This is a genomic window from Pseudomonas sp. PIC25, from assembly GCF_002286785.1.
GTDB lineage: Bacteria > Pseudomonadota > Gammaproteobacteria > Pseudomonadales > Pseudomonadaceae > Pseudomonas_M.
Map to the genome: position 1 here is coordinate 19,557 of NZ_MUJY01000168.1, position 24,391 is coordinate 43,947.

Below are 24,391 nucleotides of genomic sequence, written 5' to 3' on the forward strand. Positions count from 1 at the left end.
CCGTCTGGGTAATCTTCATTAAACTGTCATGCTTTTGTGGCAGCGCGAGCGAACGGAAGTCATCAGAATCGCGGTCAACTGGGGTTCTGCATTCTGGTGTTTTCGATGATGCGTGTGCTGCTGCTTCTGGCCGCGCTGCTGTGCGGCCTGCCGACCTTGGCGGCTTCTCGTTGCGATGTCCGTGTACCCACCGAAACGGTGAGCCTGGGCGACGTGCGCCTGGCCTACCAGAGCATCGGCCAGGCGACCGATCCGGCCCTGCTGCTGGTTATGGGCTTGGGCGGCCAATTGATCCATTGGCCCGACGAAGTGGTTGCGCGCCTGTGTGAGCAAGGCTTCCGGGTGATCCGTTTCGATAACCGCGACGTTGGCCTTTCCGCCTGGACGCACGGCGCGCCGACCATCAACCTGACCTACGAAGTGCTGCGCTATCGCCTGGGCTTCCCGGTCAGCGCGCCGTACCGCTTGAGCGACATGGCCGGCGATGCCCTGCACCTGATGGACCGCCTGGGTATCCAGCGCTTCCACGTCCTGGGCGCGAGCATGGGCGGGATGATCGCACAGCATATGGCCGATCAGGCACCGGAGCGCCTGCAAAGCCTGACCCTGATCATGACCAGTTCCGGCGCCCAAGGCCTGCCGGCACCGAGCCAGGCGCTGCTGCAACTCCTCGCCCGCCGCGAAGCGCCCAGCCGCGAAGTGGCCATCGAACAGCAGGCCGACCTGCTCGCCGCGCTCGGCAGCCCCGAGGTCAGCGACGACCGGGCTCTGTTGCTGCAACAGGCGGCCCAGGCCTATGACCGGGCGTTCAACCCCGAAGGCGTCCAACGCCAGTTGCTCGCCATCCTCGCCGAACCCAGCCGGGTCGAATTGCTGAACCGGCTGCGCGTGCCGACCCTGGTGGTGCACGGCACCGCCGACCCGCTATTGCCGGTCATGCACGGCGTCCACGTCGCCGCGCACATCAAGGGTGCCGAACTCAAACTGATCCCCGGCCTGGCCCACCGCTTCCAGGAAGCCTTCAAGGAGCCGTTGCTGGCGGCGGTGTTGCCGTATCTGAACGCGCATCGGCAGGCGGTGGGGTTGGCGCGGTTGTAGTTGAGGTGAGGAGTTATGAGTGAGGAGTGCAGTCCCTCACCCCTCACGCTTTACCCCTTACTCCTTCAAGCCGCATCCACCCGCGGATGGTCCGGGCGTTCGCGCAGGTACTGTTCCAGGCGCACCTGTTGCGATGGGGTGAGGAACAGGCCGAGCTTGGTGCGGCGCCAGAGGATGTCGTCGCTCTCCATTGCCCATTCTTCCTGGCACAGGTATTCCACTTCCCGTGCATAGAGCCCGCCGCCCAGGTGTTCGCCGAGGTCGGCGATGCCGTGGGCGCCTTCCAGCAGGCGCCAGGCGCGGCTGCCGTAGGTGCTGGCCCAGCGCAGGGCGAGGCTGTTGGGCAGCCAGCCGAACTGGTTGCACAGGGCGTCGGCCAGCACCGCCGGGCTTTCCAGTTGCTCGCCGCCGGGCAGCGGTGCGCTGGCTGTCCAGCTCGGTTTCATGTTCGGGAAGTACGGAGCGAGCTGGCCCATGGCGGACTCGGCCAGCTTGCGGTAGGTGGTCAGCTTGCCGCCGAACACCGACAGCAGCGGCGCTTCGCCAGGATGGGCGGACAGCGCCAGGGTGTAGTCGCGGGTGATCGCCGAGGGTTCGTCGGATTCGTCGTCGCACAGCGGGCGGACACCGGCGTAGGTGTGCAGGATGTCACCGCGGCCCAACTGCTTTTTGAAGTGGGCGTTGACCACCGACAGCAGGTAGTCGATTTCTTCGTCGCTGATCTTCACCTCGCCCGGATCGCCCTGGTATTCCCGGTCGGTGGTGCCGATCAGGGTGAAGCGATCCAGGTAGGGAATGGCGAAGACGATGCGGCGGTCTTCGTTCTGCAGGATGAAGGCGTGATCGGCGTCGAACAGCTTGGGCACGATGATGTGGCTGCCCTGGATCAGGCGGATGCCATACGGCGACTGCTGCTTGAGGTCGTCCTTGATGAAACGCGCCACCCAGGGGCCGGCGGCGTTCACCAGTGCCTTGGCGTGGATCGAGAAGAGGGTGCCGTCGGCGCGTTCCAGATGCACGTGCCACAGGCCCTTGCTGCGGCGCGCGCGGATGCAGCGGGTGCGGGTGTGTACGTGAGCGCCCTTGTCGCGGGCGGCCATGGCGTTCAGTACCACCAGGCGGGCGTCATCGACCCAGCAGTCGGAATATTCGAAACCGCGGGTAATTTCGGCTTTCAGCGGGCTGCCGGCGCCAAAGCGCAGGGAGCGGGAGCCGGGCAGTTTCTCGCGTTTGCCCAAGTGATCGTAGAGAAACAGGCCGGCGCGGATCATCCAGGCCGGGCGCAGATGCGGGCGATGCGGCAGTACGAAACGCAGCGGCTTGACGATGTGCGGCGCCTTGGCCAGCAGCACTTCGCGTTCGGCGAGGGCTTCGCGCACCAGGCGGAATTCGTAGTGTTCGAGATAGCGCAGCCCACCGTGGATCAGCTTGCTGCTGGCGGAGGAGGTGTGTCGGGCCAGGTCGTCCTTTTCGCAGAGGAACACCGACAGGCCGCGCCCCGCAGCGTCGGCGGCGATACCCGCACCATTGATGCCGCCGCCGATGACGGCGAGATCGTAGACTTCGGAAAGGGGCGGGGTCTGCTTTTGAGTCATGAGCGCGGCACCTTTTAGTCGAAAGTGAACTTTCGAATGTTCATTTTCGAAAAATGCTAGTCGAATGCGCGTAGCTTGACCAGCCCGGAGTGCGGTTTCGCGCCGAACGGCCGTTCAGAGATGGGGTTCCGGTAGGAGCGAATTCATTCGCGATTGGGAGCCCAGCGGCACTCTGTTATCGCGAATGAATTCCCTCCCACAGGATGCAGGCAGGCTCGGATTCGTAGCCCGGATAAGCGAAGCGCAATCCGGGATCGCGTTGTCCCGGATTGCGCCAAGGCTTATCCGGGCTGCAGGGGCGGTGTGAAACTGGATCTTCTAAGGAAAATGAATTCGCCCCTACAGCGTGGGTCCGGTCTTAGAAGAGGTCTATCACACCACGTCGAGGTGAACCTTGTGCTCGGCCAGCAGACGGGTGAGCGGGGCGGGTGGGGCGTGGTCGGTGAAGACATGGTCTACCAAGGTGATGGACCCCAGACGTACCACGGCGTTGCGGCCGAACTTGCTGGAGTCGGCGGCGAGGAAAACCTGCCGGGCGTTCTCGATGATCGCTTGGGAGACGCGCACTTCCTGATAGTCGAAGTCCAGCAGGCTGCCGTCTTCGTCGATACCGCTGATGCCCACCAGGGCGTAGTCCACCTTGAACTGATGGATGAAGTCCACCGCCGCCTGCCCGACGATGCCGCCGTCGCTGCGTACCGTACCGCCAGCCACCAGCACCTCGAAATCCTCCTTGGCGCTGAGCTGGGCGGCCACGTGCAGGTTGTTGGTGATCACCTTCAGGCCCTTGTGGTTGAGCAGGGCGCGGGCGATCGCTTCGGTGGTGGTGCCGATGTTGATGAACAGCGACGCCTGGTTGGGGATCACCGCGGCGATGGCTTCGGCGATGCGCTGCTTTTCGTCGCGCATCTGTCCGGCGCGCATGCCGTAGGCGGTGTTCTGGATGCTCGAGGCTTCGCTCGCCGCGCCGCCATGGGTGCGGCGCAACAGACCCAGTTCGGCCAGTTGGTTGATGTCGCGACGAATGGTCTGGGGAGTGACGGCGAAGGCTTGGGCCAGTTCATCGATGCTGACGTAACCGCGTTCGCGGGCCAGTTCGAGAATATTCTGTTGGCGGGGCGCTAGGCTCATAGAGGCTCCTTGGAGTGGCCGCATTATAGCGAGGAGCTGTCGCCTGGCGACTTTTCGGCTAAGGTACGCGGATTCGCCGTCGGATTTTCACATTCGAACATGACTCCAGCCATCGATCTTCTGAAGAAAGCCCGCGCGGAGCACCGCGTGCATAGCTATACCCATGATCCCAAGGCCGCCTCCTACGGCCTGGAAGCCGCCGAGAAGCTCGGCCTCGACCCGGCCCGGGTGTTCAAGACGCTGCTCGCCGCGACCGAAAAGGGCGAGCTGCTGGTGGCGGTGGTGCCGGTGGCCGGCACGCTCGATCTCAAGGCGCTGGCCCAGGCCGCCGGGGCGAAGAAGGCCGATATGGCCGATCCGAACGCCGCGCAGCGCGCCACCGGTTATCTGGTGGGCGGTATCAGCCCGCTGGGCCAGAAGAAGCGCCTGCGTACCTTCATCGACGAAACCGCCCGGCAGCACCCCACCGTCTTCGTCAGCGCCGGCCGGCGCGGGCTGGAGGTGGAGTTGTCCGCCGAGCTGCTGGCACAGCATACCCAGGCCCGGTTCGCCGCCATCGGGCGCGACTGAGGCTCTCTCTTCCTAGAACAATAAGGACGCTCCCATGGCTCAGCATCTACTCGCCATCGACCAAGGCACCACCAGTAGCCGCGCCATTGTCTTCAGTGCCGAAGGCAGGCCCGTGGCCCGGGCTCAGCAGGAATTCCGCCAGTATTTCCCGAACGACGGCTGGGTCGAGCACGACGGCGAGGAAATCTGGCAATCGACCCTGGATGTCTGCCGCGAGGCGCTGCGCCAGAGCGGGCTGGAAGCCGGGGACATCGCCGCCATCGGCATCACCAATCAGCGCGAGACGACCCTGGTGTGGGACGCACGGACCGGCGAACCGATCCATAACGCCATCGTCTGGCAGGACCGCCGCACCGCCGACTATTGTGCCAAGCTGAAGGCCGAGGGCCACGAGCCGATGGTCAGCGAGCGCAGCGGCCTGCTGATCGACCCGTATTTTTCCGCCACCAAGCTGCGTTGGATCTTGGAGAGTGTGCCGGGCGCACGTGAGCGTGCCGAGCGGGGCGAACTGCGCTTCGGCACCGTCGACAGCTTCTTGCTGTGGCGCCTGACCGGCGGCACGTCGCACAAGACCGACGCCGCCAACGCCTCGCGGACCCTGTTGTTCAACATCCACACCCAGCAATGGGACGAAGAACTGCTGGCACTGTTCGATATCCCCGCCAGCCTGTTGCCGGAGGTGCTCGACTGCGCCGCCGACTTCGGTACCTGCGTGCCCGACCTGCTCGGTGCACCGATTCCGGTGCTGGGCATGGCCGGTGACCAACAGGCCGCGCTGGTCGGTCAGGCGTGCTTCCAGCCGGGCATGGTGAAGAGCACCTACGGCACCGGTTGCTTCATGATCCAGAACACCGGCGACACGCCGGTCACCTCGAAGAACCGCCTGCTGACCACGGTGGGCTACCGCCTGAACGGCAAGGTCACCTACGCGGTGGAGGGCAGCATTTTCGTCGCCGGCGCGGCGGTGCAGTGGCTGCGCGACGGCATCAAATTGATCAGCCATGCCCACGAGACCGAGGCGCTGGCGGTGCAGACCGGCGATGCCTGCGGCGTCTATTTAGTGCCGGCATTCACCGGGTTGGGTGCGCCCTACTGGGATCCGAAAGCGCGCGGCGCCATCTTCGGCCTGACCCGCGACACGGGGATCAAGGAAATCGTCACCGCCGGGCTGCAATCGGTCTGCTACCAGACCCGCGACCTGCTCGAGGCCATGCGCCAGGACGGCGCCGCGGCACCCAGCGCATTGCGGGTGGACGGCGGCATGGTGGTGAACAACTGGGTGATGCAGTTCCTCGCCGATATCCTCGGCGTGCCGGTAGAGCGCCCGGAAGTCACCGAGACGACCGCCCTTGGCGTGGCCTACCTGGCCGGTTTGCAGGCGGGAATCTACCGCGACCTGGAGGAGATTGCCGGCCATTGGCATCGCGAACAGCGCTTCGAGCCGAAGATGGCCGACGAGCAGCGAGCCAAGCTCTATCTGGGCTGGCTGAATGCTGTGCAGCGGGTGCGTAGCGAGGGCTAAGCGTAACGGCATTTGTGGGAGCGAATTCATTCGCGAAGAATGAGCGCCCCCACAAAAGATGGATTAGAAGCGGATGCGGCCGGTGAAGGCGTCCTTGAGCATCACCCAGTCGCCCATGAAGCTGTACAGCGGATACTTGAAGGTGGCGGGGCGGTTCTTCTCGAAGACGAAATGGCCGACCCAGGCGAAGCCATAGCCGGCGAACGGGATGGCCAACAGCCACAGCCACTGTTGGGTGCCAATGGCATAGGCGAGGATGGCCAGCACCAGCAGGCTGCCCACGTAGTGCAGGCGGCGGCAGACAGGGTGGCTGTGCTCCTGCAAGTAGTACGGATAGAAGTCGGCAAAGCGGGTGTAGCGATCGGTGGTTTCGTGGCTCATGGCGTACCTCCTGTCATTGTGGGACGGAGTGTAGGGCGACTGTCTTCCGAAGCCAGTGACATTAGGTGCCAGTTTAGTATCCTTCCCCGCCAGGCCGCGCTCCGTTCGCGCGGAGGACAGAACAAGAAGACGCCATGAGCGAACGTACCACCTCCTCGAGCTGGGCCCTGGGCATCGTCCAGGCGCTGGAAATGGGCGGTGTCGATTGCCGACGCCTGTTCACCGAACTGGACCTCGACTATGCCGCGCTGGAAGATTCCGATGCCCGCTTCCCGCAGGATGGCATGACCCGTCTGTGGCGCCGGGCGGTGGAACTGTCCGGCAACCCGGCGATCGGCCTGAACATGGCCAAGGTGGTGCGACCGGCGTCGTTTCATGTGGTTGGCTACGCCTTGATGTCCAGCCGTACCCTGAAGGAGGGGTTCGCCCGGCTGGTGCGCTACCAGCGGATCATTGCCGAAGGCGCCGACCTGAGCTTCCGTCCGCTTCCCGATGCCTACGCGCTGGTGCTGGCGATCCATGGCGACCGCCTGCCGCCGGCCCGGCAGAGCGCCGAGGCCTCGCTGGCCTATGCGCTGGCCTTCTGCCGCTGGCTCACCGGGCGCCCGATCAGACCGTTGCAGATCGATTTCCAGGGCGGTCCCCCGGAGGATCTACAGCCCTACCAGCAGGTTTTCCAGGCGCCGCTGCGTTTCAACGCGGAACACTACGCACTGCTGTTCGAGCGGGCCGACATGGAAACGCCGCTGCCGACCGCCAACGAGTCGCTGGCGCAGTTGCACGACCGTTTCGCCGGAGAATACCTGGCGCGCTTCTCGGAAAGCCGGGTGACGCATCAGGCGCGGCAGGTGCTCTGCCGCCTGCTACCCCAGGGCGAGCCCAAGCGCGAAGCGGTGGCGCAGACGTTGCATCTATCCCAGAGAACCTTGCAGCGGCGCTTGCAGGAGGAGGGGACGAGCTTCCAGCAATTGCTCGACGACACCCGTCGCGAACTGGCCGGGCAGTATCTGGCCCAGCCGAACCTGACGCTGCTGGAGATCGCTTACCTGCTGGGCTTTGCCGACCCGAGCAACTTCTTCCGCGCCTTCCGCCGTTGGTTCGACGTCACGCCGGGGGAATACCGGGCCCGGCTGTGAGGTGGGAGTCGAAAGATCAGTGGCGCCAGAACGCCGGGGTCATCAGGACCAGCACGGTGATGATTTCCAGGCGGCCGAGCAGCATGCCGGCGGACAGCAGCCATTTGGCGGCATCCGGCAGGCTGGAGAAGTTGCCGGCCGGGCCGACGATCGGGCCGAGGCCGGGGCCCACGTTGCACACCGCGGTGGCGGCTGAGGTCAGGGCGGTCATCATGTCCAGGCCGAGCAGCGCCAGCGCCAGCGCCAGGGCTCCGATGGTGATGGTGAAGAAGAACGAGAAGGTCAGGATCGAGCGGACGATTTCTTCGTCGAGATTGTGCCCGTTGTACTGCTGCTTGATCACCGCCCGCGGGTGCACCAGTTGCTGGAGGTTGGCACGCAGCAGGGCATAGGCGACCTGGAAGCGGAAAATCTTCAAGCCGCCGGATGTGGAGCCGGAGCAGCCGCCGACGAAGGTCAGGTAGAAGAACGCCATGATCGCGAAATCGCCCCAGAGCGTGTAGTCGCCCAAGGCATAGCCGGTGGTGGTGACCACCGAGACCACGTTCAGCGAGACGATGCGCAAGGCATCGAGGAACACGTAGTCCGAGTGCGTCCACAGCCAGATGGCGAAGAGCAGGCAGGTGAGGCCGAGCATGGCCATGAAGCCACGCACCTGCTGATCCTTCACCAGCGCATAGCGGTTGCCGCGCAGGGTGGAGACCATGAGGATGAACGGCAAGCCCCCAAGCAGCATGAAGACGATGGCGACCCAGTGCGCAGCCGGGCTGAAGTTGGCCATGGAGCTGTCGGAGGTGGAATAGCCGCCGGTGGAGATAGTGGTCATCGCGTGGTTGATCGCTTCGAACGGCGTCATGCCACTGAGCCAAAAGAACAAGGTGCAGAGCAGCGTGAGCCCCACATAGACGAACAGGATCGACTTGGCCACCACGTGGGAGCGCGGCAGTGCCTTTTCCGACCAGTCCGAGGATTCGGTTTGGAACAGCCGCATCCCGCCGACGCGCAGCAGCGGCAGGACCGCCACCGCCATGCCGATGAAGCCGATACCGCCCAGCCATTGCAGCATCGAGCGCCACATCAGCAGGCCGGGCGAGGCGTGGTCGAGGCCGCTCAGCACGGTCGAGCCGGTGGTGGTGATGCCGGACATGGTCTCGAAAAAGGCGTCGGTGTAGCTGATGTGGTGGATCAGCACCATCGGCAGGGCGGCGAACATGCAGACCACCAGCCAACTGGCGGTGGTCAGCATGTACATGTCGCGCGGGCGTAGTTGGATGTGTTCCGGGCGGCCCGGAATCACCAGGGCGAGGCCGCCGATGAAGGTGGCCAGGCTGGACCAGAGGAAGGCGTTGAGGTCGTCGGTGCGCTCGAACAGCAGCAGGGTCAGCATGGGAATGACCATGCTGATGGCCAGGGTGATGAGGAAGATGCCGAGAATAAAACCGATGATGCGCAGCGTCGGCAGAGCCATGTGTCGGTCTCGAAGATAAAGGGCGCCATTTTACCCGTGCAGGTAAGGCTGTAAACCTGCGACGGGGTGGGCTTCACAAGTCCACGGCGATGCTTAGAATAGCCCTCCGGTGCCGGCCCATGCCGGTTTTCGAGTACCTCCCCGATCATGTCCACCGATAATCCCTGCTTGACGTGCGGCGCCTGCTGCGCGCACTTCCGTGTGTCTTTCTTCTGGGGCGAGTGTTGTTCCTCGGGAGGCCAGGTTCCCGATGACCTGGTGGTTCAAGTGAGTCCCTACCATGTGGCGATGCGCGGCACGGAGAGCAAGCCGGCGCGTTGCGTCGGGTTGCTCGGCGACGTGGGGGGCGGCGTCCGCTGTACGCTCTATGAACAGCGCTCCAGCACCTGCCGGGAATTCGAGGCGTCGTGGGTCGACGGGGCGCACAACCCCAACTGCGATGCGGCTCGCGCTGCCCATGGCCTGCCGCCCTTGACGCCGCCGCTGCAGCCGGACATGGCGCCAGAACGGGTGGCCTGATTGGCTTCGTCTGAGGACATTCTTGTCGCCAGGCCCTAGACTCCCTTTTTTCTTCAGATTTCCGGAGGTGGCCGATGGAGGCTCTCGATGTTCTGCTCAAGCGTGTTTCCGTGGCTCGGCTGGCCGAGCCCGCGCCAACGGCGGAACAGCGTGAACTCTTGTTCCGCGCGGCCATGCGTGCGCCTGATCATGGTCAGTTGCGGCCCTGGCGTTTCCTGACCATCGAGGGCGATACCCGCGAACGCCTCGGCGAGCTGTTCGCCCGGGTGGTGACGGAGCGGGACGGCGATGGGGTCAAGCCGGAGGCCCTGAACAAGGCCCGCCAGATGCCGTTGCGCGCGCCCCTGGTAGTGGCTGTGGTCGCCCATCTCCAGGCGCATCCGAAAGTCCCCGAACTGGAACAGATGCTGGCGGTTGGCTGTGCGGCCCATGGCATGCTGCTGGCGGCCCATGCACTGGGTATCGGTGCCATGTGGCGTACCGGCGAGCTGGCATATGACCCGCGCGTGGCGTCGGGCCTTGGGCTGGATGCCAACGAGCGGGTGCTCGGCTTCCTGTATCTCGGTACGCCGGTAGGGGATTTGCGCACTCCGCCGGAGCTGGATGCATCGGCGTTCGTGAGCGCCTGGAACGGCTGATTCGGTGCGGGCTTTACCGGTGGGGAATGAATTCGCTCCTGCGGGTGAGGCGTTATTCCCCCTGGACGGGAAGCGAAGGTATCTCCAGTGTCGCGATGAATCCGCCGTCGGGATGATTGGTCAGGTGCAGGCTGCCGCCGTGTCGTTCGGCGGCGCGGCGGGCGATGGCCAGGCCCAGTCCGTGTCCGGGTGCTGTTTGTCCCGGTGCTCGGAAGAAGGGCTCGCCGAGCTGTTGCAGGTGCTCTTCCGCCACTCCCGGTCCATGGTCGCGAACGCTCAATCGGACGTTACCATCCTCTCTCCAGGCTCGTAATTCGATGGGCTGCCCGGCCGGATTGAAGCGCAGGGCGTTGCGCAAGAGGTTATCCAGGGCGCGCTCCAGCATATCCGGCCAACCCTGCAGGTTGAGGCCGCTTTCCACATCGATACGAATATCCTGCTCCGGTGCGCTGAGCTGGGCATCCGCCTTCAGGCTGCCGAGCAGGGCGGCGATATCGATCGGGTGGGCGGCGCCGGGATCGGCATCCAGGCGGGCCAGGGCGAGGATTTCGGCGATCAGTGCCTCGAGGCGGTCGCATTCCTGGGTCAGGCGCGGCCAGAGCTGTTCCCGCTCGTCCGCTGCGGCGCGTTCGGCCAGCGCCAGTGCGATGCGCAGGCGCGCCAGAGGCGAGCGCAGCTCGTGGGAGACGTCGCGCAGCAACTGGCGCTGGCTGCCGATCAGGCTTTGCAGGCGTGCGCCCATGCGGTTGAAGTCGCGGGCCAGGACGCCGAACTCGTCGCGACGATTCGCCAGGCGCGCCAGCGTGTGTTGCTGGTAGGCGGTCTGGCCGAGGTCGTGCACCGCGCCACGCAGCCGGTTCAGCGGGCGGGTGATGGACAGTGTCAGGAACAGACTGAACAGCGCCAGCACCACCAGGGCGATCCCAAGGGCGCTGACTGGCCAGAGCAGGCTGCCTCGGTGCCAGGCGTCCAGCTCGGGATGGGGAATGCGGTAGATGAACAGGTAGGTTTCGCCGCTGGTCGGGCTGCGGTATTCCGCGGTCAGGCGACGCCAGGGCAGGCGGCGGTCATTGTTGCGGGCTTCGAAGGCGGCGGCGCGTGGCGGGAAGGTGCCGCGAACCACCGGCTGGCCATTCTCACCGAGCACTTGGACGTCGATCCGGTAGCGGAACTTGCGTTGTTCGAGGAAGCCCTGTGCGGCCCATTCGCCTTCGCTTTCGTAAAGGCGCGTCCAGTCTTCGGCGATGTCTTTCAGGCCGGGATGGCGGCTGAGAATCCAGGCGTCCTGATTTAGTGCATGGCCAAGCAGGATGGACAGCCCGGCGACCAGGGCGATGGCCAGCCAGAAGCTGGCGAAGATGCGCCAGAACAGTGAACGCACGGAAGCTCCTCGAAGGGAAAAGCCCATCGGGCCGAGGCCGGATGGGCATGGTCGAACGATTGCCGCCCGCAGCGGCGGGCGGCCATGAGTTTACTGCGCTTTCTTGGCGTCGCGTTCGGCTTTCCAGGCTTCGAACTCGGTGCGTTCCGCGCGGCGTGCTTCCATTTCTTTCAGGGATTCGTCGAAGGCCTTCTGTTGCTCGGGCTTGAGCAGGGCGCGCATGGCGTCCTGGTTCTTCTTCCTGGCGACGGCGATTTCATCTTCCATGGCCTTCTTGTCGGCGGCCGGCAGCTTGTCCAGGTAGCGCTGGGTGATGTCATGGCGGCTCTTCATCTGCTCGCCCATGAGTTTGCGGAATTCGCGGTGCTGTTCCTTGGTCAGGTCCAGGTCCTTGAACATCATGGCCGCGCCTTTGCCGTGGCCTCCCGGCATACCGTCGCGGCAGGGGCCGCCTTCGGGCATCGCCAGTGCGATGGCCGGCAGGCTGGCGGCGAACAGAAGGGCGATGAGTGTCTTGCGCATGGGTATCTCCTTGTCTCGATTCCGGCCGGTTGCCGGATGAGCCCAGTCTAGGGACTGCAAGGTCAAGAGCGGTCAGACAAGGGTAAAGGCTTGGTAAAGGCCATGTGAGCGAAAGCCGCGAGCCAGAGCGTCGCGGCTTTCCGACGAAGCGGTCAGACGCTGTAGTAGTAGCCCCGGCTGCGCAGCGCGAGGATGCGCGGGCGACCATCCGGGTGCGGGCCGAGCTTTTTGCGCAGGTTGCTGACATGCATGTCGAGGCTGCGGTCATAGAGGGTCAGCTTGCGGCCGAGCGCCAGTTGCGCCAGCTCCTGTTTGTCCACCGGTTCGCCGGGATGACGCAACAGGGCTTCGAGCAGGCGGCTTTCGGACAGCGTCAGGCTCACTTCGTGGTCGCCGACGGTGGCGACGCCGCGGGCCGGGCTGTACGTCAGGTCGCCCAGCGCCTGCTGGCTGGGTGTGGCGGCGGGCAGGCTGCGGCGCAGCACGGCACGCAGACGGGCGGTCAGCTCGCGTGGGTCGCAGGGCTTGGCCAGGTAGTCGTCGGCACCCAGTTCGAGGCCGAGGATGCGGTCGAGCGGTTCGCCGCGCGCGGACAGCATCAGCACCGGCAGGTCCGGGTAATCGCTGCGCAGTTGCTTGAGCAGGCTCAGGCCGCTGCCATCCGGCAGCATCACGTCGAGCACGACGGCGGAGGGTGTGCGCTCGGCCAGCGCGGCGCGGGCGCTGCTTCCGTCATGGCAGGCACGGACCTGGAAGCCTTCCTGGCTCAGCCAGCTCACCAGCAGCTCGCAAAGCTCCTGGTCATCGTCGATCAGCAGCAGTTCGCTCATAAGGTCAGTTGATCCATTCACGACGGGAACGGCGACGGCCTCGCAGCAGGGCGCCGAGAATCACGCCACCGAGGGCGATACCGCTGCCGATGACGAGCCAGCGCTGCCGTTCGTCGAGCAAGGGGGGCGGTTGCTGGGCCTGGGCTTCTTTCAGTTGCAGGCGCAAACGCTGGTTTTCCTGGCGCAGGCGGGCGAGCTGGCTGCTTTCGCGTTCGCTGATAGTCGCTTCGAGTTCCTGGCGCAGACGCTCGCTTTCGGCCAGGCGCTGTTCGAGTTCGTCGACCAGCGCCTCCGCTGCGGTGGCGGCGGCCAAGGGTGGATTGCTGGCAGCCGGTGCGGGTGGGGTTTCCTCCGCCCAGAGCAACGGGCTGCCAAGCAGTAGAACGAACGAGATTGACAGAGAAGCGTGGCGCATCGGACGGAGCTCCTTATGCCGTGCGGCGGACCGGCTTCCTGTTAAGGAAAGACCTGCTTGAAGGGTTTCACCAGCACATTGGCATAGACGCCGGCTGCCCGGTAGGGATCGGCGTCGGCCCAGTCCTTGGCCGCCTGGAGGGAATCGAACTCGGCGACGATCAGGCTGCCGGTGAAACCGGCGGCGCCCGGGTCGTTGCTGTCCACGGCCGGGTGCGGGCCGGCGAGAACCAGGCGGCCTTCGCTTTTCATTTGCTCCAGGCGCGCGAGATGGGCCGGGCGGGCCGCGAGGCGGTTGTCGAGGGAGTTTTCCACGTCGGTGGCGATGATGGCGTAGAGCATGTCATTCCTTTGTTTCGGCTGTCGGTTTGGGATCGACGTCATGGGCGTGGCGGGCCAGGAAAATGCCCTGGCCGACGAGGAACAGGACGGTCATGCCCAGGCTGCCGAACACCTTGAAGTCGACCCAGATGCTGGGAAAGGTAAAGGCAACGAACAGATTGGCAAAGCCGCAGATCAAAAAGAAAACGACCCAGGCCAGGTTCAGGCGGGTCCAAATATGTGCTGGGAGACCGATCGCATGGCCCATGGCGCGCTGGATCAGCGGTTTGTCGCCGATGAAGTGGCTGGCGGCGAAGGCCAGGGCGAACAGCCAGTTGACCACCGGGGCTTTCCACTTGAGGAAGGTTTCGCTGTGGAAGGCCAGGGTCAGTCCACCGAACAGCAGGCAGGCGACCAAGGTGAGCCATTGGCCCTTTTCCAGCTTGCGCTGCAATACCAGGAGCGTGCCGTAGACCACCACGGAGGCGGCGATCAGGACGGCGGTGGCGCTGAAAATGCCGCCGAGGGTGAAAGCCTGGCCGGCGAACTCTACGGCGCGGGGTTCGAGTTTGTAGACGATGAAGAAGAGGATCAGCGGGATGAAATCGATGAATTGTTTCACAACGGCAGCCAGAAGCGGGATGTAGCGGCATAATAACAAACATCATCCCCCGCGAAAGCCGACCACCATGCAAGTCGATCTGCACTGCCACAGCACCGCTTCAGACGGCGCCCTCGCGCCCGCCGAGGTGGTGGCGCGCGCCCATGCACGGGGCGTCCGCCTGTTGGCGCTGACCGATCACGACACCCTGGAGGGCATCGCCGAGGCGCGTGCCGCTGCGGTGAAGCTGGGTATGCAACTGGTGAACGGCATCGAACTTTCCAGTACCTGGGGTGGAGCGACCATCCACGTGCTCGGCTACGCTTTCTCCGAGGAGGCGCCGGTCTTGCGCCGGGCCATCGCGGACCTTCACGACGGCCGCTGGCAACGCGCCGAGGAAATCGGCCGGCGTCTGGCCGCCAAGGGCATGCCGGGGGCGCTGGAAGGCGCGCGGGCGGTGCAGCAGGAGTTGGGCGACAGCGGTAACGCGCCGGCCCGGCCGCACTTCGCCGAGTTCCTGGTGCGGGCCGGTCACGTGACGGATCGCGCCGAGGCGTTTCGCAAGTGGCTGGGTGCGGGGAAGCTGGGCGACGTCAAGCAGCACTGGCCGACCTTGGAGCAGGCGGTCGGTACCCTGGTGGATGCCGGCGCCTGGATCAGCCTGGCGCATCCCTGGCAGTACGATTTCACCCGCAGCAAGCGGCGCAGGCTGGTCGGCGACTTCATTCGTGCCGGCGGGCATGCGCTGGAAGTGGTGAATGGCATGCAACCGGCGGAACAGGTCGGTGGCCTGGCCATACTGGTTCGCGAGTTCGGCCTGCTGGCGACTGTCGGCAGTGATTTCCATGCGCCGGGCGACTGGTCCGAGCTGGGCATGTACCGCCCGTTGCCGGATGACCTGCCGCCCCTCTGGGAGCGCTTCGATCATGTACGCGCTGCAGCTGCCCTCTGAACAGGAAGGTTCCGTGAGTCAATTTTTCCAGGTCCACCCGGAGAACCCCCAGGCACGCCTGATCAAGCAGGCGGTGGAAATCATCAGGGCCGGCGGGGTGGTCATCTATCCCACGGACTCCTGCTACGCTCTCGGCTGCCATATCGGCGACAAGGCTGCGGTCGAGCGCATCCGCCGGTTGCGCCGGCTGGACGAGAAGCACAATTTCACCCTGGTCTGCCGCGACCTGTCGGAGCTGGGGCTGTTCGCCAAGGTGGACACCAGGGCCTTCCGTCTGCTCAAGGCGCATACGCCGGGGCCCTACACTTTTATCCTCAACGCCACCCGCGAGGTGCCGCGCATGCTGTTGCATCCCAAGCGGCGGACCATCGGCCTGCGCGTACCGGGCGAGCCGATCGCTCAGGCACTGCTGGCGGAGCTGGGCGAGCCGCTGATGAGTGTCAGCCTGATCATGCCGGGCGAAGAGCTGCCGATGAGCGATCCCTATGAAATGCGCCAGTTGCTCGAGCATCAGGTCGACCTGATCATCGATGGTGGCTACGGCGGGGTGGCGGCGTCGACGGTGGTCAACCTGGCGGACGGCGAGCCGGAAGTCTTGCGCACGGGGTGCGGCGATCCTGCGCCTTTCCTGGAAGAGGCCTGAGCGACCGGAGGGGAAATCGACCGCCGCCGCCCGTGGGCGGCGGCGTTGCGGGAGCGGTCCGCTATATCAATATTGCGACCAGGATGGCGACCAGCAGGATGATGATGAAGTCCGTTCCGCTGAGCGCGCCACCGGCGGGCAGGGCATCGATCCGCTTGGCCAGCGTGGCGGCTTCCTCGGCGGTCAGGGCATCGACCCGGTTGCGGGCGACGTTGGCCGGTACGTCCATGTCCTGCAGTTTTTTCTCCACGTCGGCGCGACCGAGGAATTCCTTCACTTTTTCACGATCGGCCTGGGCATCCTGCGTCGCGATCACTTCGTCGGTGGAGATCATCGCGGCTTGCGCCGGGGCGGGCAGCAGGACGGCAAGGCAAGCCAGCGCCAGGACTGCGCCGAAGGTCATGAGAAGGTTTTTCATGGGGTGCTCCCGGGTCCGAGAGGGGACCGATTGGACTGTGCATTCCAGACCGTGCGGGCTCCGTGCGGAGTGGCCGGCGCGCGGTGACGGCTCTGCGCCGGGCTTCCCGGACGGGGCCCCGGTCGGTTCCGAGGACTGCCGTGACCTTGAGCAACTACCGAGACGGCAACTCCCTCTCGTTGGACCCGGCGGGCGCTCCGTCGGTTCCTGTCCGGGGTTTGTCGCCGGGACCCCGCCGGCCGTTATACTTCGCCCCCTGTCCGTCAGCCGAAGGAAACCGGTTTGAGCTTTGTCGACTCGCAACGTCGCGTACTGTCCGGGATGCGCCCCAGTGGCCGCCTGCACCTGGGGCATTACCACGGCGTGCTGAAGAACTGGGTCAGGTTGCAGCATGAGTACGAGTGCTTTTTCTGCATCGTCGACTGGCATGCGCTGACCACCGACTACGACGACGTGGGCCTCATCGCCGATCACGTCATGGACATGGCGGTGGACTGGCTGGCCGCAGGCGTCAGCCCGAGTTCGGCGACCCTGTTCATCCAGTCCCAAGTGCCGGAACATGCCGAGCTGCACCTGCTGCTGTCGATGATCTGTCCGCTGAGCTGGCTGGAGCGGGTGCCGTCCTACAAGGAGCAGCAGGAGAACCTGCAGCACAAGGACTTGGGCACCTACGGTTTTCTCGGCTACCCCTTGCTCCAGGCCGCCGATATCCTGCTTTACCGTGCCGGCCTGGTGCCGGTGGGTGCGGACCAGTTGCCCCATGTCGAATTCGCCCGCGAAGTGGCGCGGCGCTTCAATCATCTCTACGGGCGCGAAGCCAATTTCGAGGAGAAGGCCGAAGCGGCGATCCTCAAGCTGGGCAAGAAGACCGCCAAGCTCTACACCAGCCTGCGCAAGGCCTATCAGGAACAGGGCGACAGCGAGGCCCTGGAAACCGCCCAGGCGCTGCTCAAGGAGCAGCAGGCGATTACCTTGAGCGACAAGGAGCGGCTGTTCGGCTACTTGGAGGGGGGCGGCAAGGTTCTGCTGCCGGAGCCGCGCCCGCTGCTCGGTGAAGCACCGAAGGTGCCCGGCCTGGATGGCAGCAAGATGTCCAAGTCGCATGGCAATGTGATCCTTCTGCGCGACACGCCGGAAGAGATCGAGGAAAAGATCCGGCGCATGCCCACCGATACCGCGCGGGTACACCGCAGCGATCCGGGCGAGCCGAGCCGCTGCCCGGTGTGGCAATGGCATGAGGCCTATTCCGACCAGGCGACCTGTGATTGGGTGCAGCAGGGCTGCCGCAGCGCGGGCATCGGCTGCCTCGAATGCAAGGCGCCGTTGATCCAGGCGGTGCAGGAGGAGCTTCAGCCGCTGCGTTTCCGTGCTCTCGACTACGAAGGCAACCCGGACCTGGTGCGCGGCATCCTGGCCGAAGGCGCCGAGCGGGCCCGGGACGCGGCGCGGGAAACGCTGGCTGAGGTGCGTTATGCCATGGGGCTGCATTACCGTTGAGAACCTGCCTACGCTCTGTTGAGCGTAGGCCCTGCTGCGTTAACAACGGGCTGGATCGCCAGCCCGGTCGGAATGCTCATGTACAGCCGTATAGTCGAATGCGACCCCGGCCGCTTCCTCGCCTATTTTTGCTTTGCATGGCTCTAGCTCGCGAGATCGTAAACAGGTTCCGGGCCGGCGCGGCCGGACGCCACGGAGCGGGCTGAAACGCTTCCAGTCAGAGAGGTCACATGCAGGACGAATCCACCGCCGCGGCACCCGCCGGGCAGCATCCCGAGCAGCAGGAACTGCCGTTCGCCCTGGTCTACGGGCAGGCGGTCACCGAGCTGCCGCTGGACCTATACATCCCGCCGGATGCCCTGGAGGTATTCCTCGAAGCCTTCGAGGGCCCGCTTGACCTGCTGCTGTACCTGATCCGCAAGCAGAACATCGACATCCTCGACATTCCGGTGGCGGAGATCACCCGTCAGTACATGGGTTATGTCGAACTGATGAAGTCGGTGCGCCTGGAGCTGGCGGCGGAGTACCTGGTGATGGCCGCCATGCTCGCCGAGATCAAGTCGCGTATGTTGCTGCCGCGTTCCGCCGAGGCCGAGGAAGAAGAGGAAGACCCGCGTGCCGAGCTGATCCGCCGCTTGCAGGAATACGAACGCTTCAAGGCTGCGGCGGAGGGGATCGACCAGTTGCCGCGGGTCGGCCGCGATCTGACCGTACCGCGCCTCGATGCGCCGGAAGCGCGGGCGCGCAAGCTGTTGCCGGAGGTCAGCCTGGAGGAACTGCTGCTCTCCATGGCCGAGGTGCTGCGCCGTGCCGACATGTTCGAAAGCCACCAGGTGACGCGCGAGGCGCTGTCCACCCGCGAGCGCATGAGCGAGGTGCTGGAGCGCTTGAAGGGCGGCGGCTTCGTGCCGTTCGTCCAGTTGTTCCGTGTCGAGGAGGGGCGGCTGGGGGTGGTGGTGACCTTCATGGCGGTGCTCGAACTGATCAAGGAGTCCCTGGTGGAACTGGTGCAGAATGAGCCCTTCGCCCCCATCCATGTGCGGACGCGCACGGAATGACACCGCGCTCTTCGCGAACGAAACGATGATCAGGTAGCCGACACCGTGAACCTTTCCGATCCCCAAGACCTCGCCGGGCTGCTCGAAGCCTTTCTCCTGGCGTCCGGCAAACCCCTATCGCTGGAACGCCTGGGCGAGCTGTTCGAAGAGGCCGAACGGCCCGAGCCGGCGCAGCTCAAGGAAGCCCTGGAGGTGTTGCGGCAGTCCTGCGCGGGGCGCGCCTTCGAGTTGAAGGAAGTCGCCTCCGGCTATCGCCTGCAGGTACGTGAGCGCTTCGCGCCCTGGGTTGGCCGGCTCTGGGAAGAGCGCCCGCAGCGCTATTCCCGCGCGATGCTGGAAACCCTGGCGCTGGTCGCCTACCGCCAGCCGATCACGCGTGGGGAAATCGAGGATATTCGCGGAGTGGCGGTCAACAGCCAGATCGTCAAGACCTTGCAGGAGCGCGAGTGGATTCGCGTGGTGGGTTATCGAGACGTGCCGGGCCGCCCGGCAATGTTCGCCACCACCAAGGCCTTCCTCGATCATTTCAACCTGAAAAGCCTCGACGAGTTGCCACCCCTGGCCGCCTTGCGCGAGCTGGAACCCGAGCCGGCCTTGGCCCTGGATGACGACGCTCCGGTGCCGCCGGGTTTGCAGGCCCGCGCCGATCTGGCCGGGGAAGAGGGAGAGGGCGTGCCGGCCGAACCGCGCGAGGAAACCAGCTTCCGTTCGCTGCTGGCCGAGCTGGACTCCATGGAGCAGGGCCTGAAGATCGACTTCGAGGACATGCCCGTTGCCCATGAAGAGTCCGAGGAGGTGGGCGAGACGGGAGGCGAAGACGTCGCCGAAGCCGCATCCGACGAGCCCGACGAGCGGACCTGAAGGGCCTTCACAGAAATCCGGGACAACGGATTCCCGATTGCGCTGCGCTTATCCTGGCTAAGGTGGATATCGATGCACGCACTGTAGGAGCGAGCTCTGCTCGCGAATGGGCCTGCACAGAAGCTTCGCCAGCAGAGCTGGCTCCTACGGGAACTATCGGGCCTGTAGGAGCGAATTCATTCGCCCAGCGGGGGAGCGTCCCTACGGCATGCCCTGGGGAGCGCCGCGCCCCGCCAAGTAACTGGCGTAGTCCGGAATCCGGCATTCGTGCTCCTGCTCCAGCAAGGCGCTGCTGAGCAGGTAGTCGGCGCTGCTCTCGTTGCAGGCCACGGGAATGTTCCAGACCGCGGCGACGCGCAGCAGGGCCTTGATGTCGGGGTCGTGGGGTTGCGGTTCGAACGGGTCCCAGAAGAACACCAGGATATCCACCCTTCGCTCGGCGATGCGCGCGCCGATCTGCTGGTCGCCGCCGAGCGGGCCACTGATCATACTTTCCACCGGCAGGCCGAGTTCTTCGCGCAGTAGCATGCCGGTGGTTCCGGTGGCGACCAGGTCGTGATGAGCCAGGCGTTCGCGTTGGCGTATGGCCCAGTCCAGGAGGAAGCCCTTGCAATGGTCGTGGGCGACCAGGGCGATGCGCTTACGTGCCGGCAAGGTGGCGGTGGTGAAAGCGATGCGGCTCATGCGTTCCTCCCGATCATGTCGCTCATTCCGGCGCCTGGCAAAGGGCCAGACAACTGTCGAGCATGCGGTTGGAGAAGCCCCACTCGTTGTCGTACCAAGCCATCACCTTGAGCAGCTTGCCGCTGACCTTGGTGTGGTTGGCGTCGAAGATCGACGACAGCGGGTTGTGGTTGAAGTCGCAGGATACCAGGGGCAGGCTGTTGTAACCGAGCACGGCGGACTGCTCGCTGGCGGCCTTCATCAGGGCGTTGATTTCGCTGGCGCTGGTTTCGCGCTGGAGTTCCACGGTCAGGTCGACCAGCGAGACGTTGATCACCGGCACCCGCACGGCCATGCCGGTCAGCTTGCCGGCCAGTTCCGGCAGCACCAGGCCCACGGCTTCGGCGGCGCCGGTCTTGGTCGGAATCATGGATTGGGTGGCGGAGCGCGCGCGGTACGGGTCGCTGTGATAGACGTCGGAGAGGTTCTGGTCGTTGGTGTAGGCATGGATGGTGGTCATCAGGCCATGCTCGATACCCAGTTCGCGGTGCAGTACCTGGGCCACCGGCGCCAGGCAGTTGGTGGTGCAGGAGGCGTTGGAGACGATCTGATGGCTCTGGCGCAGTCCGTCATGGTTGACGCCATAGACCACGGTGTAGTCGGCGCCCTTGGCCGGCGCGGAAATGATCACTTTGCGGGCGCCGGCGGTCAGATGGGCGGCAGCCTTGTCGCGGTCGGTGAACAGGCCGGTGCATTCGAACACCACGTCCACGCCAAGGGCGCGCCAGGGCAGTTCGGCCGGGTTGCGGATGGCGCTGACGGCGATGCGGTCGCCGTTGACGATCAGGTTTTCCTGGTCGGCTTCGACGACACCGTCAAATGCGCCATGCACACTGTCATAACGGAACAGGTGGGCATTGATCGCGGTATCGCCCAGGTCGTTGATGGCTACGACCTGCAGGTGCTGCCGGTAAGCGCCGCTGTACAGGGCGCGAAGGACGTTGCGGCCGATGCGGCCGAAACCGTTGATGGCGATGCGTAGGGTCATGGGTGAGGTCCTGTGAGGTCGTTTTGTTGTTGGAATTACAAGATTATTCCCGTGAGTCTAGAAATCAAGCCTTTTAGATGGCAGAATTTTTGTAATAAACGCATACATTAATTCGTGAGCCAGGAGTCGTGACATGCATCCTCGTGTGCTTGAGGTAACCGAACGGCTGATCGAGCGCAGCCGACCCACCCGCGAGCGCTATCTGGCGTTGATGGACGCCGCGGCCAGCGAGGGGCCGCAGCGCGGCAAGCTGCAGTGTGCCAACTTCGCCCACGGCGTGGCCGGCTGCACCTCGGCTACCGACAAACAACGCCTGCGGCTGATGGACCAGGCCAACGTGGCCATCGTCTCGGCCTACAACGACATGCTCTCGGCCCATCAGCCCTACGAGCATTTCCCGGAAATCATCAAGCAGGCGCTGCGCGACATCGGCTCGGTGGGCCAGTTTGCCGGGGGCGTGCCGGCAATGTGCGATGGCGTGACCCAGGGCGAGGTGGGGATGGAAATGAGCCTGGCCAGCCGCGAAGTGATCGCCATGGCTACGGCGATCGCGCTGTCCCACAACATGTTCGACGCCGCGCTGTGCCTGGGCATCTGCGACAAGATCGTGCCCGGCCTGCTGATCGGTGCGCTGCGTTTCGGCCACCTGCCCACCGTGTTCGTACCCGGCGGGCCGATGCCGTCGGGCATCTCCAACAAGGAGAAAGCCGAGGTTCGCCAGTTGTTCGCCGAAGGCAAGGCGACCCGCGAGCAGTTGCTGGAATCGGAGATGAAGTCCTACCACAGCCCGGGTACCTGCACCTTTTATGGCACCGCCAACACCAACCAGATGGTGGTGGAGATCATGGGCTTGCACCTGCCGGGCTCGTCCTTCGTCAATCCCTATACCCCGCTGCGCGACGAGCTGACCCGCGAGGCCGCCCGCCAAGTCACGCGCATGACCAAGCAGAGTGGCTCGTTCATGCCGCTGTGCCGGATCATCGATGAGAAGGCAATCATCAATTCGGTGGTCGCGGTGCACGCCACCGGCGGTTCCACCAACCACACCCTGCACATTCCGGCCATCGCCCAGGCTGCCGGCATCCAGCTCACCTGGCAGGACATGGCGGACCTCTCCGAAGTGGTGCCGTCGCTGGCGAAGGTCTACCCCAACGGCAAGGACGACGTGAACCACTTCCATGCCGCTGGCGGCGTCGGTTTCCTGGTGCGCACACTGCTCGAAGCCGGGCTGCTCCATGAAGACGTCAATACCGTGGTCGGCCATGGTCTCAGTCGCTATACCCGCGAACCTTTCCTCGAGGAGGGCAAGTTGGCCTGGCGCGAGGGCGCGGCGCAGAGCCTGGACGACAGCATCCTGCGGCCGGTATCCAATCCGTTCTCGCCGGAAGGCGGCTTGCGGGTGATGGAGGGCAATCTCGGTCGCGGTGTGACCAAGGTCTCGGCGGTGGCGCCCGAGCATCGGGTGGTCGAGGCGCCGGCGCGGGTCTTCCATGACCAGGCGGAGCTGGCCGCCGCCTTCAAGGCCGGCGAGCTGGAGCGGGACTTCATCGCCGTGGTGCGTTTCCAGGGGCCCAGGGCCAACGGCATGCCGGAACTGCACAAGCTCACGCCGTTCCTCGGGGTGCTGCAGGATCGCGGCTTCAAGGTGGCGCTGGTCACCGACGGACGCATGTCCGGCGCGTCCGGCAAGGTGCCGGCGGCCATTCATGTCTGCCCCGAGGCGATCGATGGCGGCCCGCTGGCCAAGGTGCGCGATGGTGACCTGATTCGCGTCGATGGGCTGAAGGGTACCCTCGACGTGCTGGTCGATCCGGCCGAGTGGGCCGCGCGGGACGCGGTGGCGCCGCCGGAAGACAAGGGTATCGGCTGCGGTCGCGAGCTGTTCGCCTTCATGCGCGGTGCGTTCAGTACGGCGGAGCGGGGCGCCAGCGCCTTCACTTCCAGCCTGGAGGCACTCCAGTGAAGCTCGGGCTGGTTGGAGATATCGGCGGCACCAACGCGCGCTTCGCCTTATGGCGCGATGAGCGGCTGGAGGCTGTGCGGGTCCTGGCGACGGCGGATTTCCCGACGCCGGAGCAGGCGATCCGGGCCTACCTCGACGAGATCGGCCAGGCCGTCGCCGAGGTGGATGCGGTCTGCCTGGCCTGCGCGGGGCCGGTGCGGGGCGATGAGTTCCGCTTCACCAACAACCACTGGCGCTTGAACCGGCCGGATTTCTGCCGCCAACTGGGCCTCAGCGAGCTGCTGCTGATCAACGATTTCTCGGCCATGGCCCTGGGCATGACCCGGGTCCTGCCGGAAGAGTTGGTGGAGGTCTGTCCGGGCAGCATCGACCCTGAGCGTCCGCGCCTGGTGATCGGGCCGGGCACCGGCCTCGGTGTCGGCACCCTGTTGCCGCTCGGCGGCGATCTCTGGCGTGCGTTGCCCGGCGAAGGCGGCCATGTCGACCTGCCGGTCGGCAGCCTGCGTGAGGCCGAGCTGTGGCGGCACCTGCATGGCATCCAGGGACACGTCAGCGCGGAGAACATTCTCAGCGGCAGCGGCCTGTTGACGCTCTACCGCGCCAGTTGCGTCCTCGACGGACGCGAGGCGGAGCTGGCGACGCCTGCCGAAGTGACCGACGCGGCGCTGGCCGGCGATGCCTTCGCCGTGCAGGTGCTGGAGCAGTTCTGCTGTTGGCTCGGCCGCGTGGCCGGCAACAACGTGCTGACCCTCGGTGCGCGGGGGGGCGTCTATATTGCCGGAGGCATGGTGCCGCGCTTCGCCGATTTCTTCCTGGCCAGCGGCTTCGTCCGTTGCTTCCGGGAGAAGGGCTTCATGAGCCGGTATTTCGACGATATCCCGGTCTGGCTGGTGCGGGCCGAATACCCGGGCCTGCTGGGCGCCGGCGTGGCGTTGCAGCAGGCGAGAGAGGGGCGGCAGGCCGGGCTCGCCTAAAAGGGTTGCGACGCGTCGGCCCTGTTTTCGTGGGGCTGTCGACGTCTTGCCTGGCCTGGCTCGCGAGCCTTCCAGCAGACTCTGAATTGGCTCCAGGGTGAACGGGTTCGCCCTGCTGCCATTTGCTGCCGCTCGAAGGGCGCTTGCGCGCTAAGCTACGCGCGTTGTCATAACAACAAGGTGTGGA

At 65.2% G+C, this 24,391-nt stretch carries 26 protein-coding genes; 13 read left to right on the forward strand and 13 right to left on the reverse strand.

The features are described 5' to 3' along the window. The first annotated feature begins 108 nt into the window (after nucleotides 1-108). Nucleotides 109-1,098 carry an alpha/beta fold hydrolase gene (locus tag BZL41_RS21160; protein WP_095601178.1) on the forward strand — a complete coding sequence of 330 codons (990 nt, stop codon included), beginning with the start codon at nucleotides 109-111 and terminating at the stop codon, nucleotides 1,096-1,098. Between the two features lie 65 nt (nucleotides 1,099-1,163). On the opposite strand, the gene glpD is transcribed toward BZL41_RS21160, so the two are convergent. Both glpD and BZL41_RS21170 read right to left on the reverse strand, forming a co-directional pair. After that, nucleotides 1,164-2,693 carry a glycerol-3-phosphate dehydrogenase gene (gene glpD / locus BZL41_RS21165; RefSeq protein WP_095601097.1) on the reverse strand — a complete coding sequence of 510 codons (1,530 nt, stop codon included), beginning with the start codon at nucleotides 2,691-2,693 and terminating at the stop codon, nucleotides 1,164-1,166. Nucleotides 2,694-3,065: 372 nt separating this feature from the next. After that, the gene (locus BZL41_RS21170; RefSeq protein WP_095601098.1) at nucleotides 3,066-3,824 is read right to left on the reverse strand and encodes a DeoR family transcriptional regulator; all 759 of its coding nucleotides are present in this window, start codon (nucleotides 3,822-3,824) and stop codon (nucleotides 3,066-3,068) included. A gap of 99 nt (nucleotides 3,825-3,923) precedes the next feature. On the opposite strand from BZL41_RS21170, the gene ybaK reads away from it, so the two are divergent. After that, nucleotides 3,924-4,394, forward strand: coding sequence for a Cys-tRNA(Pro) deacylase (ybaK, locus tag BZL41_RS21175; protein WP_095601099.1), 471 nt, complete (start codon nucleotides 3,924-3,926; stop codon nucleotides 4,392-4,394). A 34-nt stretch (nucleotides 4,395-4,428) separates the two neighbouring features. Then, entirely contained in the window at nucleotides 4,429-5,916 is a 1,488-nt protein-coding gene (gene glpK, locus BZL41_RS21180; protein ID WP_095601100.1) for a glycerol kinase GlpK, read from the forward strand. Between the two features lie 63 nt (nucleotides 5,917-5,979). Here glpK and BZL41_RS21185 read toward each other — a convergent pair whose 3' ends face one another. Beyond that, nucleotides 5,980-6,297: an Mpo1-like protein gene (locus BZL41_RS21185; RefSeq protein ID WP_095601101.1), complete on the reverse strand. Its 318-nt coding sequence runs from the start codon at nucleotides 6,295-6,297 to the stop codon at nucleotides 5,980-5,982. A 134-nt stretch (nucleotides 6,298-6,431) separates the two neighbouring features. Between BZL41_RS21185 and BZL41_RS21190 the strand changes: the two genes are divergently transcribed. Then, a complete protein-coding gene (locus BZL41_RS21190; RefSeq protein ID WP_095601102.1) occupies nucleotides 6,432-7,433 on the forward strand; it encodes an AraC family transcriptional regulator in 1,002 nt (333 codons plus the stop codon). A gap of 16 nt (nucleotides 7,434-7,449) precedes the next feature. Here BZL41_RS21190 and BZL41_RS21195 read toward each other — a convergent pair whose 3' ends face one another. Beyond that, nucleotides 7,450-8,901, reverse strand: coding sequence for a TrkH family potassium uptake protein (locus BZL41_RS21195; RefSeq protein WP_095601103.1), 1,452 nt, complete (start codon nucleotides 8,899-8,901; stop codon nucleotides 7,450-7,452). A 147-nt stretch (nucleotides 8,902-9,048) separates the two neighbouring features. Here BZL41_RS21195 and BZL41_RS21200 point away from each other — a divergent pair, with 147 nt between their 5' ends. Further along, nucleotides 9,049-9,420: a YkgJ family cysteine cluster protein gene (locus BZL41_RS21200; protein WP_095601104.1), complete on the forward strand. Its 372-nt coding sequence runs from the start codon at nucleotides 9,049-9,051 to the stop codon at nucleotides 9,418-9,420. Between the two features lie 74 nt (nucleotides 9,421-9,494). Then, nucleotides 9,495-10,058 (forward strand): NAD(P)H nitroreductase, encoded by a 564-nt coding sequence (locus BZL41_RS21205; RefSeq protein ID WP_095601105.1) that lies wholly within the window; start codon nucleotides 9,495-9,497, stop codon nucleotides 10,056-10,058. 52 nt (nucleotides 10,059-10,110) lie between these two features. On the opposite strand, the gene BZL41_RS21210 is transcribed toward BZL41_RS21205, so the two are convergent. From BZL41_RS21210 to BZL41_RS21235, 6 genes are all read right to left on the reverse strand, one after another. After that, a complete protein-coding gene (locus BZL41_RS21210; protein ID WP_095601106.1) occupies nucleotides 10,111-11,439 on the reverse strand; it encodes a sensor histidine kinase KdpD in 1,329 nt (442 codons plus the stop codon). Between the two features lie 90 nt (nucleotides 11,440-11,529). Further along, entirely contained in the window at nucleotides 11,530-11,961 is a 432-nt protein-coding gene (locus BZL41_RS21215; protein WP_095601107.1) for a Spy/CpxP family protein refolding chaperone, read from the reverse strand. A gap of 152 nt (nucleotides 11,962-12,113) precedes the next feature. Beyond that, nucleotides 12,114-12,791 carry a response regulator transcription factor gene (locus tag BZL41_RS21220; RefSeq protein ID WP_095601108.1) on the reverse strand — a complete coding sequence of 226 codons (678 nt, stop codon included), beginning with the start codon at nucleotides 12,789-12,791 and terminating at the stop codon, nucleotides 12,114-12,116. Nucleotides 12,792-12,795: 4 nt separating this feature from the next. Next, nucleotides 12,796-13,206: a translation initiation factor 2 gene (locus BZL41_RS21225; RefSeq protein WP_095601109.1), complete on the reverse strand. Its 411-nt coding sequence runs from the start codon at nucleotides 13,204-13,206 to the stop codon at nucleotides 12,796-12,798. Nucleotides 13,207-13,247: 41 nt separating this feature from the next. Then, entirely contained in the window at nucleotides 13,248-13,547 is a 300-nt protein-coding gene (locus tag BZL41_RS21230; protein ID WP_095601110.1) for a YciI family protein, read from the reverse strand. Nucleotide 13,548: 1 nt separating this feature from the next. Beyond that, entirely contained in the window at nucleotides 13,549-14,148 is a 600-nt protein-coding gene (locus BZL41_RS21235; protein ID WP_168191047.1) for a septation protein A, read from the reverse strand. Between the two features lie 67 nt (nucleotides 14,149-14,215). On the opposite strand from BZL41_RS21235, the gene BZL41_RS21240 reads away from it, so the two are divergent. Beyond that, nucleotides 14,216-15,079 carry a PHP domain-containing protein gene (locus tag BZL41_RS21240; RefSeq protein WP_084334388.1) on the forward strand — a complete coding sequence of 288 codons (864 nt, stop codon included), beginning with the start codon at nucleotides 14,216-14,218 and terminating at the stop codon, nucleotides 15,077-15,079. Between the two features lie 13 nt (nucleotides 15,080-15,092). Then, nucleotides 15,093-15,722 (forward strand): L-threonylcarbamoyladenylate synthase, encoded by a 630-nt coding sequence (locus BZL41_RS21245; RefSeq protein WP_095601179.1) that lies wholly within the window; start codon nucleotides 15,093-15,095, stop codon nucleotides 15,720-15,722. A 61-nt stretch (nucleotides 15,723-15,783) separates the two neighbouring features. Here BZL41_RS21245 and BZL41_RS21250 read toward each other — a convergent pair whose 3' ends face one another. After that, nucleotides 15,784-16,140, reverse strand: coding sequence for a PA2779 family protein (locus BZL41_RS21250; protein ID WP_095601112.1), 357 nt, complete (start codon nucleotides 16,138-16,140; stop codon nucleotides 15,784-15,786). A gap of 282 nt (nucleotides 16,141-16,422) precedes the next feature. On the opposite strand from BZL41_RS21250, the gene BZL41_RS21255 reads away from it, so the two are divergent. From BZL41_RS21255 to scpB, 3 genes are all read left to right on the forward strand, one after another. After that, entirely contained in the window at nucleotides 16,423-17,637 is a 1,215-nt protein-coding gene (locus BZL41_RS21255; RefSeq protein WP_095601113.1) for a tryptophan--tRNA ligase, read from the forward strand. 359 nt (nucleotides 17,638-17,996) lie between these two features. Further along, nucleotides 17,997-18,695 carry a ScpA family protein gene (locus BZL41_RS21260; RefSeq protein WP_168191051.1) on the forward strand — a complete coding sequence of 233 codons (699 nt, stop codon included), beginning with the start codon at nucleotides 17,997-17,999 and terminating at the stop codon, nucleotides 18,693-18,695. A gap of 45 nt (nucleotides 18,696-18,740) precedes the next feature. Beyond that, nucleotides 18,741-19,556 carry an SMC-Scp complex subunit ScpB gene (gene scpB / locus BZL41_RS21265; RefSeq protein ID WP_095601114.1) on the forward strand — a complete coding sequence of 272 codons (816 nt, stop codon included), beginning with the start codon at nucleotides 18,741-18,743 and terminating at the stop codon, nucleotides 19,554-19,556. Between the two features lie 201 nt (nucleotides 19,557-19,757). Here scpB and BZL41_RS21270 read toward each other — a convergent pair whose 3' ends face one another. Further along, nucleotides 19,758-20,240 (reverse strand): methylglyoxal synthase, encoded by a 483-nt coding sequence (locus tag BZL41_RS21270; protein ID WP_095601115.1) that lies wholly within the window; start codon nucleotides 20,238-20,240, stop codon nucleotides 19,758-19,760. Between the two features lie 22 nt (nucleotides 20,241-20,262). Continuing rightward, nucleotides 20,263-21,267, reverse strand: coding sequence for a type I glyceraldehyde-3-phosphate dehydrogenase (gene gap / locus BZL41_RS21275; protein ID WP_095601116.1), 1,005 nt, complete (start codon nucleotides 21,265-21,267; stop codon nucleotides 20,263-20,265). 133 nt (nucleotides 21,268-21,400) lie between these two features. On the opposite strand from gap, the gene edd reads away from it, so the two are divergent. Both edd and BZL41_RS21285 read left to right on the forward strand, forming a co-directional pair. Then, nucleotides 21,401-23,230: a phosphogluconate dehydratase gene (gene edd / locus BZL41_RS21280; protein ID WP_095601117.1), complete on the forward strand. Its 1,830-nt coding sequence runs from the start codon at nucleotides 21,401-21,403 to the stop codon at nucleotides 23,228-23,230. Continuing rightward, nucleotides 23,227-24,204 carry a glucokinase gene (locus BZL41_RS21285; protein WP_095601118.1) on the forward strand — a complete coding sequence of 326 codons (978 nt, stop codon included), beginning with the start codon at nucleotides 23,227-23,229 and terminating at the stop codon, nucleotides 24,202-24,204. The genes edd and BZL41_RS21285 overlap by 4 nt, the downstream gene beginning before the upstream one ends. Nucleotides 24,205-24,391: the final 187 nt, after the last annotated feature.

Bases quoted from the DNA above. Each gene is read 5' to 3' on its own strand.
- BZL41_RS21160 (WP_095601178.1), top strand. From the start codon at position 109: ATGCGTGTGCTGCTGCTTCTGGCCGCGCTGCTGTGCGGCCTGCCGACC.
- glpD (WP_095601097.1), bottom strand. From the start codon at position 2,693: ATGACTCAAAAGCAGACCCCGCCCCTTTCCGAAGTCTACGATCTCGCC.
- BZL41_RS21170 (WP_095601098.1), bottom strand. From the start codon at position 3,824: ATGAGCCTAGCGCCCCGCCAACAGAATATTCTCGAACTGGCCCGCGAA.
- ybaK (WP_095601099.1), top strand. From the start codon at position 3,924: ATGACTCCAGCCATCGATCTTCTGAAGAAAGCCCGCGCGGAGCACCGC.
- glpK (WP_095601100.1), top strand. From the start codon at position 4,429: ATGGCTCAGCATCTACTCGCCATCGACCAAGGCACCACCAGTAGCCGC.
- BZL41_RS21185 (WP_095601101.1), bottom strand. From the start codon at position 6,297: ATGAGCCACGAAACCACCGATCGCTACACCCGCTTTGCCGACTTCTAT.
- BZL41_RS21190 (WP_095601102.1), top strand. From the start codon at position 6,432: ATGAGCGAACGTACCACCTCCTCGAGCTGGGCCCTGGGCATCGTCCAG.
- BZL41_RS21195 (WP_095601103.1), bottom strand. From the start codon at position 8,901: ATGGCTCTGCCGACGCTGCGCATCATCGGTTTTATTCTCGGCATCTTC.
- BZL41_RS21200 (WP_095601104.1), top strand. From the start codon at position 9,049: ATGTCCACCGATAATCCCTGCTTGACGTGCGGCGCCTGCTGCGCGCAC.
- BZL41_RS21205 (WP_095601105.1), top strand. From the start codon at position 9,495: ATGGAGGCTCTCGATGTTCTGCTCAAGCGTGTTTCCGTGGCTCGGCTG.
- BZL41_RS21215 (WP_095601107.1), bottom strand. From the start codon at position 11,961: ATGCGCAAGACACTCATCGCCCTTCTGTTCGCCGCCAGCCTGCCGGCC.
- BZL41_RS21220 (WP_095601108.1), bottom strand. From the start codon at position 12,791: ATGAGCGAACTGCTGCTGATCGACGATGACCAGGAGCTTTGCGAGCTG.
- BZL41_RS21225 (WP_095601109.1), bottom strand. From the start codon at position 13,206: ATGCGCCACGCTTCTCTGTCAATCTCGTTCGTTCTACTGCTTGGCAGC.
- BZL41_RS21230 (WP_095601110.1), bottom strand. From the start codon at position 13,547: ATGCTCTACGCCATCATCGCCACCGACGTGGAAAACTCCCTCGACAAC.
- BZL41_RS21240 (WP_084334388.1), top strand. From the start codon at position 14,216: ATGCAAGTCGATCTGCACTGCCACAGCACCGCTTCAGACGGCGCCCTC.
- BZL41_RS21250 (WP_095601112.1), bottom strand. From the start codon at position 16,140: ATGAAAAACCTTCTCATGACCTTCGGCGCAGTCCTGGCGCTGGCTTGC.
- BZL41_RS21270 (WP_095601115.1), bottom strand. From the start codon at position 20,240: ATGAGCCGCATCGCTTTCACCACCGCCACCTTGCCGGCACGTAAGCGC.
- gap (WP_095601116.1), bottom strand. From the start codon at position 21,267: ATGACCCTACGCATCGCCATCAACGGTTTCGGCCGCATCGGCCGCAAC.
- edd (WP_095601117.1), top strand. From the start codon at position 21,401: ATGCATCCTCGTGTGCTTGAGGTAACCGAACGGCTGATCGAGCGCAGC.